This is a genomic window from Nonomuraea sp. NPDC004354 (assembly GCF_053602555.1).
In genome coordinates, this window is record NZ_JBSGDV010000003.1 from 844,945 (window position 1) to 860,640 (window position 15,696).

Annotated in this window: 11 protein-coding genes; 4 read left to right on the plus strand and 7 right to left on the minus strand. The window is 70.6% G+C overall.

The annotated features are described in order from the left end of the window. The first annotated feature begins 544 nt into the window (after positions 1-544). A complete protein-coding gene (locus ACWENQ_RS14555; RefSeq protein WP_452414488.1) occupies positions 545-3,739 on the plus strand; it encodes a S8 family serine peptidase in 3,195 nt (1,064 codons plus the stop codon). A 306-nt stretch (positions 3,740-4,045) separates the two neighbouring features. Here the strand turns inward: ACWENQ_RS14555 and ACWENQ_RS14560 are convergent, their stop codons facing one another. Beyond that, positions 4,046-5,254, minus strand: a complete 1,209-nt coding sequence (locus ACWENQ_RS14560; protein ID WP_449927800.1) for an amidohydrolase — start codon at positions 5,252-5,254, stop codon at positions 4,046-4,048. A 69-nt stretch (positions 5,255-5,323) separates the two neighbouring features. Between ACWENQ_RS14560 and ACWENQ_RS14565 the strand changes: the two genes are divergently transcribed. Then, positions 5,324-5,806 carry a hypothetical protein gene (locus ACWENQ_RS14565; RefSeq protein WP_449927798.1) on the plus strand — a complete coding sequence of 161 codons (483 nt, stop codon included), beginning with the start codon at positions 5,324-5,326 and terminating at the stop codon, positions 5,804-5,806. Between the two features lie 266 nt (positions 5,807-6,072). On the opposite strand, the gene soxR is transcribed toward ACWENQ_RS14565, so the two are convergent. The 4 genes from soxR to ACWENQ_RS14585 are packed head-to-tail and all read right to left on the minus strand — an operon-like array spanning position 6,073 to position 9,537. Beyond that, positions 6,073-6,528, minus strand: coding sequence for a redox-sensitive transcriptional activator SoxR (soxR, locus tag ACWENQ_RS14570; RefSeq protein ID WP_449927796.1), 456 nt, complete (start codon positions 6,526-6,528; stop codon positions 6,073-6,075). A gap of 56 nt (positions 6,529-6,584) precedes the next feature. After that, complete coding sequence (locus ACWENQ_RS14575) at positions 6,585-7,760, minus strand: alpha/beta hydrolase family protein (protein WP_452414489.1); 1,176 nt, start codon at positions 7,758-7,760, stop codon at positions 6,585-6,587. Positions 7,761-7,783: 23 nt separating this feature from the next. After that, positions 7,784-8,581 (minus strand): hypothetical protein, encoded by a 798-nt coding sequence (locus ACWENQ_RS14580; protein ID WP_452414491.1) that lies wholly within the window; start codon positions 8,579-8,581, stop codon positions 7,784-7,786. Next, positions 8,581-9,537: an ATP-binding cassette domain-containing protein gene (locus ACWENQ_RS14585; protein WP_452414493.1), complete on the minus strand. Its 957-nt coding sequence runs from the start codon at positions 9,535-9,537 to the stop codon at positions 8,581-8,583. Before ACWENQ_RS14585 ends, ACWENQ_RS14580 begins: the two co-directional genes overlap by 1 nt. Positions 9,538-9,669: 132 nt before the next feature. On the opposite strand from ACWENQ_RS14585, the gene ACWENQ_RS14590 reads away from it, so the two are divergent. Both ACWENQ_RS14590 and ACWENQ_RS14595 read left to right on the plus strand, forming a co-directional pair. Beyond that, complete coding sequence (locus ACWENQ_RS14590; protein WP_452414494.1) at positions 9,670-10,920, plus strand: sensor histidine kinase; 1,251 nt, start codon at positions 9,670-9,672, stop codon at positions 10,918-10,920. Then, positions 10,917-11,573 carry a response regulator gene (locus ACWENQ_RS14595; RefSeq protein WP_449927786.1) on the plus strand — a complete coding sequence of 219 codons (657 nt, stop codon included), beginning with the start codon at positions 10,917-10,919 and terminating at the stop codon, positions 11,571-11,573. Before ACWENQ_RS14590 ends, ACWENQ_RS14595 begins: the two co-directional genes overlap by 4 nt. Positions 11,574-11,779: 206 nt before the next feature. Here the strand turns inward: ACWENQ_RS14595 and ACWENQ_RS14600 are convergent, their stop codons facing one another. Both ACWENQ_RS14600 and nrdR read right to left on the minus strand, forming a co-directional pair. Then, positions 11,780-14,590: a vitamin B12-dependent ribonucleotide reductase gene (locus ACWENQ_RS14600; protein ID WP_354922904.1), complete on the minus strand. Its 2,811-nt coding sequence runs from the start codon at positions 14,588-14,590 to the stop codon at positions 11,780-11,782. Then, on the minus strand, positions 14,587-15,042 hold the full coding sequence (nrdR, locus tag ACWENQ_RS14605) for a transcriptional regulator NrdR (RefSeq protein WP_354922901.1): 456 nt from the start codon (positions 15,040-15,042) through the stop codon (positions 14,587-14,589). The genes ACWENQ_RS14600 and nrdR overlap by 4 nt, the downstream gene beginning before the upstream one ends. Between the last annotated feature and the right edge of the window lie 654 nt (positions 15,043-15,696).

A 15,696-nucleotide genomic window follows, 5' to 3' on the forward strand; every position in this document is an offset into this window, starting at 1 on the left:
AGCCCAGCCAGGCCTCCCCACCCCGACGCCTCGGCCCGGACGGGTGTGGCGGCAGCCGCACGAGGTCCTGCTGGATCGGGTCCGGGCGGCCGGCGCGCTCGGCTTCTCCCACGCCGCGACGGACTCCTCGCAGAACAGGGCGCCGGAAGGGGGTCGCAGGCCGGCCCGCCTCGCTGCCGATCGAGGCGTCGGAAGGGGGTCGCAGGCCGGCCCGCCCGCTGCCGATCGAGGGCGTCCGGCGGAAGGCGCCACCTGGTCCGCCGGCTGCCGATCCGGTCGCTGATGGCCCGCCGCGGCATCGAACGCGGCTTCGGCCTGAGCGAACTACGTCGAGCGCCCTGCCGCATCCTCTTCCGGCGCCCGCGCATCCGCTGGGAGGTGCGCGCCGACGTCCACGGGGCCTTCCTCAAGCCGGCCTGCGCACTCATCGGCCGGCGACGCCGCAGCTCATGGCGTCGGAAGCTCTTGGCGGCCCAGGCCGTGAACTTTTGCTCCGTACGAAACCAACAGAGAGGTAGATCGTCTTTCGGACGGAGAGGAAAGCATGAACTTAAGCAGTGGACTGATGGCCGCCGTCCTGGCCGGATCGATCGGCATGACCACGTTCCAGGCGCCGGCGCTCCAGGCGTCACCGTCGCCCGACCGGGGAGGCGCCCGGCTCGACGACAGCGCGCCCGAGGGCGCCGTCACACTGATCACCGGCGACCGGGTCGTGGTGACCGGACAGAGCCACCGGGTGGAACCGGGGCCGGACCGGCAGGTCACGTACCACACCCGCCGGCGTGACGGGCACCTGTACGTGTTTCCCTCCGACGCGATGCCGCTGGTCGCCCAGGGGGTCCTGGACGAGCGGCTGTTCGACGTCACGCAGCTGCTGCAGTGGCGTTACGGCGACGCCTTCCGGGCCGACATCCCGCTGATCAGCCAGTCGCCCCAGAGAGCCGCATCCACGCCGCGGGCGGCACGGCAGACCGCATGGCTGGGCACCGTCGGCATGACGGCACTGCGCGTCACCAAGGCTGATGCGGCCAAGGCGTGGAAGGACCTGGTCGCCGGGCCGCGGGCGCTCGCGGCGGGCCGGACGAAGCTGTGGCTGGACGGGCGCCGCCCGTTCACCCTGGACCGCAGCGCCGCGCAGATCGGCGCGCCCGAGGCGTGGAAGCAGGGCTTGACCGGGGCGGGCGTCACCGTCGCGGTGCTGGACAGCGGCTACGACCCCGACCACCCGGACCTGAAGCAGGTGGTCACCCAGTCGCGCAACTTCACCGACACCCCGGACATCCGCGACAACGTCGGCCATGGCACACACGTCTCCTCCATCGTCGCCGGCGCCGGGGAGAAGTACCGGGGTGTGGCGCCGGGCGCCAGACTCGCGGTCGGCAAGGTCGGCGAGCAGGACATCACCGAGTCGCAGCTGCTGGCGGGCATGGAGTGGGCCGCGGTCCAGGTCAAGGCCAAGGTCATCAACATGAGCATCGGCAGCCCCGACACGCCGGAGGTCGATCCGATCGAGCAGGCGGTGAACACGCTGTCGGAGAGAACCGGCGCGCTGTTCGTCATCTCCGCCGGCAACAGCGGCTCGACTCCTGGAACGATCAGCAGCCCCGGCAGCGCGGAGGCCGCGCTGACCGTCGGCGCGGTGGACAAGTCCGACCGGATGGCCGAGTTCTCCAGCCGTGGTCCCCGCCAGGGCGACCACGCGATCAAGCCGGACGTCACCGCTCCCGGCGTGGACATCACGGCCGCCGCGGCGGCCGGCAAGGCAGACGGGCCTTATATCTCCTACAACGGCACGTCGATGGCCGCCCCCCACGTGGCCGGGGCGGCGGCGATCCTCGCCCAGCGCCACCCCGACTGGAACGGTGCGCGGCTCAAGGCGGCGCTGATCGGCTCGGCCACCCCCATCGCGGACGCCGGGCCGTACGACCAGGGCGCGGGCCGAGTGGATGTCGTCCGTGCGCTGGCACAGCAGGTCGTGGCCCTGCCGGGCAGCGCCTGGGCGGCCTTCCCCTGGAAGGATTCCGGCAAGCGGGAGGCGACCAGGACGATCACCTACGCCAACTCCGGTGACACTCCCGTCACCCTCGACCTGGCCGCCGACGGCGACGTGCTGTCCCTGTCGGCCGCCCGGCTGGAGGTGCCGGCGAAGGGAGAGGCGTCCGTCACCGTGACGATCAACGCCGAGCGGAAGCCTCCCGGCGACCATCCCGGGGTGATCACCGCCAGGTCAGGTGACACGGTGGTCCGTACGCCGGCCGGTGCATTCGTCGAGCCGGAGTCCTACGACGTCACGATCACCGGCCTCGGCAGTAACGGCAGGCCCGCCTTCGGCGCCGGAGAGCTGTACAGCCTCGAGACCGGCGCGGTGCACAAGTTCTACCTCGCCGACGGGAAGAGTACAGTCCGGCTGCCGGTCGGCCAGTGGAACCTCTACGCCGAGGTGTACGAGGAGACCTCGGGCACCACCGCCCATGTTCCGGTGACGGTCGGCAAGGCCGACCAGGACGTGGTGCTGGACGCGCGGAAGGCCAAGAAGATCCAGTTCGCCGTGGACGAGCCGACCGCCGCGCCTGAGCCCTCACTCCAGGTCTTTCTCGCCCATGGTTCGTGGGGCTTCGGATGGGCCGCTCCTATGACTCCCGGTTTCGACTACCTCGTGCTTCCGGTACGACAGCCCGGCCTGCACTACATGGCCGGCACGGTGTGGCACAAGAAGGGCGTGAAGCCGAGCCCGTACCGCTACGACCTGGTCGACTATCACGCCGACGGCATTCCGGACGATCCCTCCTACACCGCGCGGACGCGTGACCTGGTGAAGCTGACCGCGACCTACCGGGCCGCGGGCGTGGCGACCACGGGATCCGTCTGGGCGGGTGCCCGCAACCCGGCGTCGGGCATGTCCTGGGAGTTCCCGACCCACGAGGTCCCTCTGCCCAGCACCTTCACCCACTACCGGACGCCGGGCTTCGTCTGGGACACGGAGGTCAGGGCGGGCAAGTCGTGGGTGCGTGACACCGGAAGGCGGCTCGATCGGGGGCCCGTCCAGGAAACCTGGAACGTGGCGGTGACCGGGCCGGCCTTCGCCACCTCGGGCGGGAGCCGTACCGGGGACGAGCTCCGATTCGCCGCCAACCAGCTCTTCGCGGACGGCGCGCCCGGACGGACCGGCGGCGACGGCGCGGCCACCGGAACGATCACTCTGGCCACCGGCGGCGGCGTGCTCGCCAAGACCGATCTGGCCGACTGCACGCAGTATGAGACGCCGCAGTGCCTGCTGTCGGCGCGCCTTCCGGCGGCCGAGCACACGTACACGCTGCACGCGTCGGCGCGCAGGCAGGTGCCGTACGCGGCACTGTCCACGGCGGTGGACTCGGTCTGGACCTTCCGTTCGGCGACCACGGAGAAGCAGCAGGCGCTGCCGCTGATGGCGGTGCGCTACGCGCCGAAGGGCCTCGACAGCCTCAACCGCGCCGCGCCGAGATCCGTGACCCGGTTGCCGATCTCGATCGAGCGCAACCCGGGAGCGGCCCAGGCCGCGGTGAGATCCCTCAAGCTGGAGGTGTCCTTCGACGACGGCGCCGGCTGGCGTGAGGTGCCGGTGATTCCCGCTCCGTCAGGATGGGCCGCGCTGCTGGCCAACCCCGGCACGCCGGGCTTCGTCTCGCTGCGTGCCACGGTGACGGACGCCGCCGGCGACGGCGTCGTCCAGACAGTGACACGGGCGTACGCCGTCGGATGACGACCGGGCCCGTGTCGCCCAGACCGTGACACGGGCCTACGCCCTCGGGTGACCTTCGGGCCCGTGTCGCCCAGACGGTGACACGGGCGTACGCCGTCGGGTGACCTCCGGGCCCGTGTCGCCCAGACGGCGACACGGGCCTACGCCCTCGGGTGACGACCAGGCCGAGGGCGGGGCCGCAGGCCCTCGCCCTCGGCTCCGGACGCTCCAGGGTGGCGAACCGTGACGCCGCCGAGGCGGTACGGCCCCGGCCGGGTCGCTGATCGCCGGCGACCACTGACCGGCGTCAGGACTTACCCGTCCAGCTCAGGATTCGCGGTAGTACGGGTCGGCGACGGTGCCGTCGCCGGTTTCGGTCGAGTAGGAGTACACCTCGCGCCCGTCCACGAAGACCCGCAGCGCCCTGCTCATGATGTCCAGCGGGTCGCCCGACCAGATGACGACGTCGCCGTCCAGTCCCGGCTTCAGCGATCCGACCCTGTCGTCCAATCCCATGATCCTCGCCGGGTTCACGGTGATCGACCGGAGTGCGGTGTCCCGGTCGAGGCCCTCCTTCACCGCCAGGGTCGCCTGGTGCACCAGGAAGTGGATCGGCACCACCGGATGGTCCGTGGTGATCGCCAGCTCCACTCCCGCGCGCGCCAGGATGCCGGGGTTGCGCAGGGATCGGTTGCGCAGCTCCACCTTCGACCTGCTGGTGAACAGCGGCCCGATGATCACCGGAATCTCCCGCTCGGCCAGCAGGTCGGCGATCAGGTGACCCTCGGTGCCATGGTTGATGATCACGCGGTAGCCGAACTCGTCGGCCAGGCGAAGTGCCGTGGCGATGTCGTCGGCCCGGTGCGTGTGCTGGCACCAGGGCAGTTCTCCGTCCAACACCTTCACCAGCACCTCGAGCGTGCCGTCCCGGTCGAAGGCCTTGCCGTCCGCCTCGGCCTGCTCGCGCCTGTCCCGGTAGTCCTGCGCCTTGCGGAACGCGTCACGGATCACCGCGGCCACACCCTGCCTGGTGGAGGGCATCTTCTTCTGGTCACCGTACACACGCTTGGGGTTCTCGCCGAGCGCGCTCTTGACGCTCACCGGCTCGCGGACCAGCATCTCCTCGACCGTACGGCCCCAGCACTTCACCGCCACCGTCTGGCCGCCGATCGGGTTGCCGGAGCCGGGCTTGATGACCGCCGTGGTGACGCCGCCGGACAGCGCGTCGCCGAAGCCGAGGTCGCCGGGGTTGATGGCGTCGAGCGCCCGCAGCCTGGCACCGTTGGGGTCGGTCATCTCGTTGGTGTCGTGGCCTGCCCATCCGTCGGCCTCCTCGTGAACGCCCAGGTGGCCGTGCGCCTCGACAAAGCCGGGCAGTACCCAGCCGCCCGCCGCGTCGACGACCGGCACGCCTTCGGGGATCTCGACGTCGCGCCCGACCGCCACGATCTTGCCATCCTGGATCAGCACGGTGCCTCCGTCGATGGGATCACCGTCGACAGGCACCACATATCCGCTGGTAATCGCGATATTCATGCATGCAACCTAGCCGAATTGACCACCCCATTTTCGGGGTTTCGGCCCCACTGTCAGGGATTGTCCGGCATGATGATCGGCAGTCTCAACGAAGGGAAACAGAGCGTGCTCAAGTCTGTTCTCGCGGCTACGGTGATCATGGGTGGGGTTCTCGCCGTGCCCGCGACCGCCAACGCCGCCGGATACACCCCCGAAGGGATCTGCGGCAACGGCTTCGCGGTCGTCAACAAGGCGCCGGTCGGCAAGCTGGGTACGGTCTACCTGCTGTACAACCGCCGCAACGGCCAGAACTGCGCGGTCACCATCAAGTCGCAGCTCGCCGGCCAGAGCACCCGGACCACGGTGGAGCTGCAGGTGGCGCGCCCGGCCGGCAACAACACCGCCCCCTACATCCACAAGGACTCCGACTCCGGGCTGTTCAAGTACTACGCCGGACCGGTGAAGCTGGACGGCAAGGGCATGTGCGTGAAGTTCTCCGGCTCGATGGCCACCGGCTACCGGAGGACGAGCATGGTCTACGGCGGTAACAACGCGTTCACCAACTGCGGCTGACCGGCCGCCGTCCGGCCCTTGACGGGCCGGACCCGGACATCGCGGGGTACGCCAGGACCGGGCGCATGGCCGTGATCACCGGTGCCCGCCCGACGACCGACCGAACGCACGCCGTGGGCGATCAGCCGACGGGGGCAACCGGTCGGTGGTCGGGCAGGAGGCGCCGGTCGGCCGATATCGTCCTCGCCCCGCCATCCGGCGGGCCGGTCACCGTGACCGACGGTCGCCAGGAATCCGCGGCCCGGGCGGCGACGAGTGCGCCGGGATCAGGGCTCCAGCAGGCGGCGGGGGCCAGGCCCCTGCGCGCCCAGCGCGTCACCGGGGTTGACCAGCGCGCACTGCTCGAACGACAGGCACCCGCACCCGATGCACTCGGTGAACCTGTCGCGCATCCGCTCCATCTTCTCGATCCTGGCGTTGATCTCCTCGCTCCAGCACTGCGAGGCCCGCACCCAGAACTCCCGCGTGGGCGGAACATCCGCCGGCAGGAAGGCGAGCACGCCACCGATCACCGACAACGGCATGCCGACGCTCTGGGAGGCCCGGATGAAGGCCACCCTGCGAAGGGTGCTGCGGTGGTAGCGCCGCTGGTTCCCCGCGGTGCGACGGCTGGCGATGAGACCTTCCCGCTCGTAGAAGCGCAGCGCGGAGGCGGGCACGCCGCTACGCTCCGACAGTTCGCCGATGGTGAGTTCCTTGGTGATCGCGGCGGGCTCCTGCACGCCCCCAGACTAACGTGACGTCAACCTTGGTTTAACTGTCGGAACGCGGGGCGAGGTCAGGGATTGTGGAAGGCGACCTCGGGGTTGACCGGGGACGGACCGCCCAGCAGTGGCTGCTTCCTGCCTTTCAGGTGCTGGTCGAAGAAGGCGCCGACGTAGCTGCGGGTGATCTCCAGTGAGCGTTGCGGTGACAGGTCATCGGGGCCCGACATGCCGGCCGCCTTCTGCAGGATCGACAGATCGGTGAAGCTCAGGTGGTTGGTTCGGGCCACGGTGAGCCAGCGCTTCCAACCGCGCGAAGTGGCCCAGCTGCCGTCCCAGGTGTGGTCCTTGCCGGGAACGTGATCGGCCTGGCTGCCCAGCAGCAGGAAGGGCCGGTCGAAAGTGATCGCGGGGTGGAAGGTGCCGTCCAGGTTCGCCCCGGCCCGCACGCGCTTGTCGACGGCCATGGTGGCGGCGCTGGCGTCACCGCCGAGGGAGTGACCCGCCATGCCGATCCGCTGGGGAGCGATCATGCGGGCGTGCTTCCAGGCAGTGTGCCGGCGGGTCAGCTCGTCGATGACGAAACGGACGTCCTTGGTCCGGTTTCTGGTGATGGTCGCCTGCCCTCCTTCCGGGGGCTTGGGCTGGTCGCAGAGGGGGGCGCAGGTGATGGTCCGGCCGTTGGGAAGCGTGGTGCCGGAGGACTCGTAGGCGTGGTCGACCAGCGCGACGACGTAGCCACGGCTGGCCAGCTCCTCGGCAAGGAAGGTGAGGCTGGCCCGCGGGAGACCGAAGCCGGGAGAAAGGACGACGAGCGGATATCGGCCGTGCTTGGGTGACGCACCGGTGCGGGCGTGGGTGCGGATGGTGCTGACGATCGCAGGAGAGAGTTCGGTGCCGGGGGCCTTGCGCTGCAGGAGCGAGGCGGCCTCGGCGGCGGTCATGTAGGGGGCGGGGTCGCCGGTGGCCGAGCGGGCGGGGTAGTACATCGAGACCATGAGCTGGCGTGGGCCCGATTCGGGCACCCAGGGGTCCTTACGGCTGTTGTCGACCAGGTGCAGGACGTCGCGGCCGACCGGGTCGGGCCCGGTCGGCCGTGGGAGCTCCAGCCGTACGGCGGCCGCCGTGGCGGTGGGGCTGGGTTGTCCGGACGCCGCCGCGGCCGCCGGGGCGCAGGTCGCCGCGCTCAGGACGAGGCAGGCCGTCAGCGGAACGGCCAGCAGACGGGCCCGGGTGGTCGGTGCTGTCATGGGATCTCTCCTTGTCGGGACGGTCATACGTCGCGGTGACGGACGACGATCAGGGTCACGGCGGCGGCGGCGAGCGGCCACAGCGCGAAGGCGGCCCACGAGCCGGCCACCGTGGGCAGGGCGGGGTCGTCACGGAGCTGGGGCAGGCCCAGGCAGGTGCGCCAGACGTAGAAGGGGACCAGGGCGTACAGGTCGTTGACCCACTGGTGGACGGTGGGACGGAAGAACATGGGCACGATCACCAGCGCGGCGCACACGCTGACGACGGCGGCGGCGGTGTGCCGCACCAGCGCGCCGATGCCCATGCCGACCAGCGCCGACACCGGGGCGAGCAGCGCGTTGGCGGCGAGGACGCGCAGCACACCGGGGTCGCCGACCGACACGGCGACGCCGCGGCCGGACAGGATGACGTGACTGACGCCGAACGTGCCCGCCGAGACGAGCGCACCGGCGACGAGCGTGACGGTGGCGGTGACGGTGACTTTGGCGGCCACCACGCGGTGGCGGACGGGAACGGCGATGAGCGTGGTGCGGATCAGGCCGGTGGCGTACTCACCGACGATCGTCAGGGCCCCCAGACTCCCCGCGCCGATCATGAGCATGCAGGCGGCCAGGCCGCTGAACGCCTCGGTCAGGGGGTTGAACCTGGCCTTCTCCATGGCGGTGAAGCCAGGCCAGCCCTGGTAGGCGTCCAGGCTGCTCTGGGCGGCGAGCGCGACGATGGCCAGCGTGCCCAGGCCGAGAAGCCAGGAGGTCGAGCGCAGGGACCAGAGTTTGATCCACTCGGCGGCGAGCAGGTCGCGGAAGCGGGCCGGTGTCATCACGGGCGACCTTCCAAGGCGTCGGCGCGGTGGCGGGCGCGGTCAGCGGCGTCCTGGTCGGCGCGGTGGTCGGCGCGGTCGGCGGTCAGCTCCATGAACGCCTGCTCCAGCGAGGCGGTGCGCGGGGCGAGCTCGTACAGCATGATCCGGCGCTGATGGGCCAGTTCGCCGATGCGGGTGGCGCTGAGACCGATCACGGTCAGGCCGTCGGCGCCGTCCGGCCGTACGGACGCGCCTTCCAAGCTGAGGACGGCCGCCAGCTCCGTGGGGTCCGGCGTGCGCACGGCGACGGACGCGCCGGCGCCGCGGGCGGCGAACGCGGCCAGGCTCTCCTCGGCGATCAGCTCGCCGCGGCCGACGACGACCAGTTGGTCGGCGGTGTTCTCCATCTCGCTCATCAGATGGCTGGAGACCAGCACGGTGCGGCCCTCGGCGGCCAGGCGCCGGAACAGGCCGCGTACCCAGCGCACCCCTTCCGGGTCCAGGCCGTTGATCGGCTCGTCGAACAGCAGCACGGGCGGGTCGCCCAGCAGGGCGGCGGCGATGCCGAGCCGCTGGCGCATACCCAGGGAGAACCCGCCGATACGGCGGCGCGCCGCCCCGGCCAGCCCCACCTCGTCCAGCACCTCGGCCACCCGGCGGCGGGGCAGTCCGTTGCCGGCCGCCAGCGCGTGCAGGTGGGCGGCGGCGCTCCTGCCGCCGTGGACGTCGCCGGCGTCCAGCAACGCGCCGACGTGACGCAGCCCGGCCCGATGGCGGGCGAAGGAGCCGCCGCCGATGGTGGCGCTCCCCGCGGTCGGGCGGTTCAGGCCGAGGATCAGGCGCAGGGTGGTGCTCTTGCCGGCGCCGTTGGGGCCGAGGAACCCGGTGACGTGCCCCGGCCGTACGACGAACGTGAGATCCTTCACCGCCGTCACCGCGCCGTAGCGCTTGGTCAGTCCATTGACTTCGATCACGTCGCCAACGTTGACGCAGGTCACAGCCCCGCCGCATCGGTCCGCGGGCCGGTTTCCGCGCTGCGCGGGTGGCCCGCGGGCATAGGCCTTCGGGCCGATGCCCGCACCTGAGCAGGCGAATACGATCGACGCGTGCGTGACAGAACGCCCAGACCACCTCTTTGGGCACGCCTGCCCCGTGGCGTACGGGCGCTCGTCATCTGGTGCGGGCTGGCGGGCCTGGTGCCGCTGCTGTACGTCATGACGCTGACGGACGGCGAGGACCTGCTCCCGGTGGCCGCCTCCCACGCGGCGTTCGCCGTCGCCATGGCCGTTCCGCTGGCCTGGGCCCGGCGATCACCCGAAGCGGTGCTCGCGGTACTGCTGGCCGGCGCCATCGGGGCGGCGGTGCTGGGACAACCGGTGCAGCGGTGGTGGCCGCTGTTCCCGGCGGCCGACGTCCTGGTCTGCCTCCTGACCGCCACCCGGTCGCGTCGCGCGGGCCTGGTCGCGGCCGCTGCCACGCTGATCGTCCAGGAGACGACCTGGCAGGCGGACCTGCTGCGCCACGGCCTGCGCGCCTGGGCGCCCGGCTTCCTCGCGCTGTCGTTCCTGCTCGGCCTGGGCGTCCTGATCGCATGGCTGGCCGGGGTGGTCGTCCGGCAGCGGCGCGCGTACGACCTGGCGCTGCGCGCGCACGCCGGGGCGCGGGCGGTCACCGAGGAGCGGCTGCGCATCGCCCGCGAGCTGCACGACCTGGTCGCGCACAGCATCGGCATCATCGCCATCCAGGCCGGTGCGGGCGCTCGCGTGATCGACACCCGGCCGGAGCAGGCGCGCCAGGCGCTCGGCGCGATCGAGGACACCAGCAGGCAGACGTTGAAGGGACTACGGCAGATGGTCGGCGTGCTGCGCGAGACCGACCGCGAGCACCCCGGCTCGCCCGAGCATGGTCCTGCCGCCGGGTTGGCCGACGTCGACCGGCTGGCCCGGACGACCACGGCCGCGGGCGTGCGCGTGGACGTGCGCAGACACGGGCGACCACGCCTGCTGCCCGCCGCCGTCGACCGGTCCGCCTTCCGCATCGTCCAGGAGTCGGTGACCAACGTCCTCCGCCACGCGGATACCGGCCACTGCCGGGTTCTGATCGACTACGGGAGCGAGGACGTGCGCATCGACATCGTCGACGACGGGCGCGGCGCCGCCTCCCCCGCCGCCGGCGAGGGGAGCGGGCACGGGATCGCGGGCATGCGGGAACGGGTCGCCCTGCTGAACGGCGACTTCAGCGCCGGCCCCCGGCCCGAGGGCGGCTTCCGCGTCACCGCCCGGCTGCCGCTCACGACCGCGGCCGAACCTGCGATCGTCCGGGCACGGGCCGAGGCCGGGCAGACGGAGGCCCGGTGACGATCCGTGTCGTGCTCGCCGACGACCAGCCGCTGATCCGGGCCGGCCTGCGCATGGTCATCGACACCGCCCCCGACGTCGAGGTCGCAGGAGAGGCCGGGACCGGCGCCCAGGCCGTCCAGCTCGCCAGGCAGTTGCGTCCCGACGTCGTGGTGATGGACATCCGCATGCCCGGCATGGACGGCATCGAGGCCACCCAGACCCTCACCGCCGAGTCTCCCGCCTGCCGTGTGATCATGCTGACCACGTTCGACGACGACGACAACGTCTACGCCTCCCTGCGCGCCGGAGCGAGCGGATTCCTGGTCAAGGACATGGCGCTGGAGGACATCCTGTCCGCCGTCCACGTGGTCGCCGCCGGGGACGCCCTGATCGCGCCCAGCGTCACCCGCCGCCTCATCGAGGACTTCACCCGCCGCCCCGCCCCGGCTCCCCGGCCACGCGAGCTCGCGGGCGTCACCGGGCGGGAACGCGAAGTACTGACCCTGGTCGGAGGCGGCCTGTCGAACGCCGAGATCGCGGCCCGGCTGCACATCAGCCCCGGCACCGCCAAGGCGCACGTGGCCAGCCTGCTCGCCAAGCTGGACGCCCGTGACCGCGTGCAGCTCGTCATCACGGCCTACGACGCCGGCCTGGTGTCCCCCGCCCGCTGACCGGCGCGGCCGGCCGTTCTGGTGCCCGGTCCATGCGCCTGCCGAGTGCGGCGCCCTCAGCTCCGGCTTGCGGCGCGCCCACCGACTGCTCAACATGTCACGGCGAGCCACGCGCCCCACCGGCGAACATGGCGAAGGGGGAGTCCGGTCGCGACCGGACTCCCCCTTCATCCGGCCAGACCCTCATGGGGTCAGGCCGGGATGCCTCAGCTGCAGCCGCTGGTGGAGCCGCAGCCCTCGCAGACGTAGCAGCTGCCGGCGGGGCGCATCTTCGTGCCGCACGTCATGCAGAGCGGCGCGTCGGCGGTGAACCGCTGGTGGCTCTCCAGCGTCAGCTCCTTCGTCGTCTCCCGCACCGGAGCGGGCGCGACCGGCTCCACGGCCTTGGCCTCGATCGGCGCCGACTGGGCCAGCGCCTCCTTGTCGACGGCCGGGTCGTCACCGCGCTGCTGCGCCGTACGCTCGGCGGCGGAGAAGATGCCGACCGCGGCCCGCTCGTCGAAGGGCAGGTGGTCGAGCGCCAGGCGGCGGAAGATGTAGTCCACCACCGAGGTCGCCATGCGCACGTCGGGGTCGTCGGTCATGCCGGCGGGCTCGAAGCGCATGTTGACGAACTTGCTGACGTAGGTCTCCAGCGGCACGCCGTACTGCAGGCCGACGGAGATCGCCACGGAGAAGGCGTCCATGACGCCGGCCAGCGTCGAACCCTGCTTGGACATCTTGAGGAAGACCTCGCCGAGCCCGTCGTCAGGGTAGGAGGAGGCGGTCATGTAGCCCTTCGCGCCGCCCACGGTGAAGCGGGTGGTGGTGCTCGGGCGCTGGTTGGGCATCCGGCGCCTGGTGGGCCGGTTGACCTCGATGACCTTGACCTGGGGCTCCTGCGTCTCGGCGGCGGCAGGCGCCTCCTTCTTGCCGGCGGCCGACAGCGGCTGGCCCACCTTGCAGTTGTCGCGGTAGACGGCCAGGGCCTTCAAGCCCATCCGCCAGCCCTCCATGTAGACCTGCTCGATGTCCTCGACCGTCGCCGACTCGGGCAGGTTGACGGTCTTGGAGATCGCGCCGGACAGGAACGGCTGCGCCGCGGCCATCATCCGGACGTGGCCCATGGGCGCGATCGCCCGCTCACCCATCGCGCAGTCGAACACCTCGTAGTGCTCGCGCTTCAGCCCGGGGGCGTCGACGACGTGGCCGTGCTCGGCGATGTACTCGACGATGGCCTCGATCTGCTCCTGCTGGTAGCCGAGCTGCTTGAGCGCCCGCGGGATCGTCTGGTTGACGATCTGCATGGAGCCGCCGCCGACCAGCTTCTTGAACTTCACCAGCGCCAGGTCGGGCTCGATGCCGGTGGTGTCGCAGTCCATCATCAGGCCGATGGTGCCGGTCGGCGCCAGCAGCGAGGCCTGCGCGTTGCGGTAGCCGTGCTTCTCGCCCAGCTTGAGGCAGTCGGCCCACTGCTTGGACGCCTCGGTGTGGATCTTGGCGTCCATGGTGCCGATGGTGCGCAGGCTGTCGTTGGCGCCGGCGTGCTTGCGCATGACGCGCTTGTGGGCGTCGGCGTTCCTGGCATAGCCCTCGTACGGCCCGACCACCGCGGCCAGTTCGGCGCTGCGCCGGTAGGACACGCCGGTCATCAGCGAGGTGATCGCCCCGGCGACCGCCCGGCCGCCGTCGGAGTCGTAGGCGTGGCCGGTGGCCATGAGCAGCGCGCCCAGGTTGGCGTAGCCGATGCCGAGCTGGCGGTAGGCGCGGGTGGTCTCGCCGATCTTCTCGGTCGGGAAGTCGGCGAACGTGATCGACACGTCCATCGCCGTAATGATCAGCTCGGTGAGCTTGACGAAGCCGGCCACGTCGAAGGAGTTGTCGTCCTTCAGGAACTTCAGCAGGTTGATGCTGGCCAGGTTGCACGAGGAGTTGTCGAGGTGCAGGTACTCCGAGCACGGGTTGGACGCGGTGATGCGGCCGGTCTCCGGGCTGGTGTGCCAGTCGTTGATCGTGTCGTCGTACTGCACGCCCGGGTCGGCGCACTCCCACGCGGCCTTGGCCATCTTGTGGAAGAGGTCCTTGGCGTCGATCTGCTCGATGATCTCGCCGGTCAGGCGGGCCCGCAGGCCGAACTTCTCGCCCTTCTCGACCGCGCGCATGAACTCGTCGGAGACGCGGACGGAGTTGTTGGCGTTCTGGTACTGGACGGAGACGATGTCCTTGCCGCCCAGGTCCATGTCGAACCCGGCGTCGCGGAGCGCGCGGATCTTGTCCTCCTCGCGCGCCTTGGTCTCGATGAACTCCTCGATGTCGGGGTGGTCGACGTCGAGGACGACCATCTTGGCGGCCCTGCGGGTGGCGCCGCCCGACTTGATCGTGCCTGCGGAGGCGTCGGCGCCGCGCATGAAGCTCACCGGGCCGCTGGCCGTACCGCCGCTGGACAGCAGCTCCTTGGAGGAGCGGATGCGGGACAGGTTGACCCCCGAGCCCGAACCGCCCTTGAAGATGACACCCTCTTCCTTGTACCAGTCGAGGATCGACTCCATGGTGTCGTCAACGGCCAAGATGAAACAGGCACTGACCTGCTGCGGGCTCTGCGTGCCCACGTTGAACCACACCGGGGAGTTGAACGCGAACACCTGGTTGACCAGCGCGTGCTTCAGCTCGTGGTCGAAGATCTCGACGTCCTCGTCGCTGGCGAAGTAGCCGTTCTCGACCGCGGTCCTGGTGTACATCCCGACCACGCGGTCGACCAGCTGCTTCAGGCTCCACTCGCGCTGCGGGGTGCCCACAGCGCCGCGGAAGTACTTGGTCGTCACGATATTGGCCGCGTTGACCGACCAGAAGTCGGGGAACTCCACGCCCCGCTGCTCGAAGTTGATCGAGCCATCGCGCCAATTGGTCATGACGACGTCACGGCGCTCCCACGTGATCTCGTCATAAGGGTGCACACCGGGCGTGGTGAAGATCCTCTTCATCTTCAGCCCCTTGCGCCTGCCCCCACGCGTCGCTGACCCGCTGACCGTCTCCGTCATGACTCCCCCTTCTCGGCTTTCAGTTGCTTGATCTCGGCCTCGAAGTCCGCCAGGCTCTCGAAACCGCGATATACCGATGCGAACCGCAGGTACGCCACCTCGTCCAGGTCACGCAGCGGCCCCAGGATCGCCAGGCCCACCTCGTTGGAGGGGATCTCGGCCGCACCCTTGGCCCTGATGGCCTCCTCGACCCGCTGCCCTAGCTGCGCGAGCGAATCCTCGGTGACAGGCCGGCCCTGGCACGCCCTGCGCACGCCCGCCACCACCTTGTCTCTCGAGAACGGCTCGGTCACTCCGCTGCGCTTGCTCACCATCAGCAGGACCGTCTCCTGCGTGGTGAACCTGCGCCCGCATTCAGGGCAGGTACGGCGTCGCCTGATGGCGGCACCGTCGTCCGTGGAGCGGCTGTCGATGACCCTGGTGTCCGGGTGACGACAGAACGGACAGTGCACGCTTCGCCTCCTCGACACGCCACCTGCTCACCACTCGTAAAATGCTCGTCGGCAGATGCTCGCGCCCACTCCACGGCCTGCCATGGAGCGGTCACGGAAACACAATTTGTGGTGAACTACATCGGTGTAACTACTAGATGTTGTGGTCCAACCGTAGAAGCGAGCGAGCATGAACGCAAGTTGACGGCGCCCCCGGCATCGAAGTCGCTGATCAGCCCCGCGGGGTCGGGCGTGTCGCACCCGAGTGACGCGGAGATGCTCGTGTGACCTCCCTGTGCACGCGGTCCCGGACGGCCGATCAGAGGTCGAGCGTGTCCCACCCGAGTGACGCGAAGATGCTCCTGCGACCTCCCTGTGCACACGGTCCCGGACGGCTGATCAGGGGTCGCCCGTGCCTCTCTCCGCGAGCCCGCCGTGCCTCCGCGGACCCCGTTTGTCGGCCTCGTCGCCGCCACCGGGAGCGCGGAAGAGCCCTCACCACTGCGCGGGGTTGCGGCGACCTACCGTCGCATCAGGCCGCGACGTCCGCGACCCGAACTTCCCCGGAGTCGCGGCGGGCCGGATAGCCGTCACCGTCCTGGAGATCGCCGTGATTCGTGGAGGTCCCAGCCCTCCATGGAGATCGCCGTCGCCCGTGGAGATCGCCGTATCGCC

What these genes read in the sequence shown, in the direction of transcription:
- ACWENQ_RS14555 (WP_452414488.1), top strand. Translation starts at nt 545, where the DNA reads ATGAACTTAAGCAGTGGACTGATGGCCGCCGTCCTGGCCGGATCGATC.
- ACWENQ_RS14560 (WP_449927800.1), bottom strand. Translation starts at nt 5,254, where the DNA reads ATGAATATCGCGATTACCAGCGGATATGTGGTGCCTGTCGACGGTGAT.
- ACWENQ_RS14565 (WP_449927798.1), top strand. Translation starts at nt 5,324, where the DNA reads ATGATGATCGGCAGTCTCAACGAAGGGAAACAGAGCGTGCTCAAGTCT.
- ACWENQ_RS14575 (WP_452414489.1), bottom strand. Translation starts at nt 7,760, where the DNA reads ATGACAGCACCGACCACCCGGGCCCGTCTGCTGGCCGTTCCGCTGACG.
- ACWENQ_RS14580 (WP_452414491.1), bottom strand. Translation starts at nt 8,581, where the DNA reads ATGACACCGGCCCGCTTCCGCGACCTGCTCGCCGCCGAGTGGATCAAA.
- ACWENQ_RS14600 (WP_354922904.1), bottom strand. Translation starts at nt 14,590, where the DNA reads ATGACGGAGACGGTCAGCGGGTCAGCGACGCGTGGGGGCAGGCGCAAG.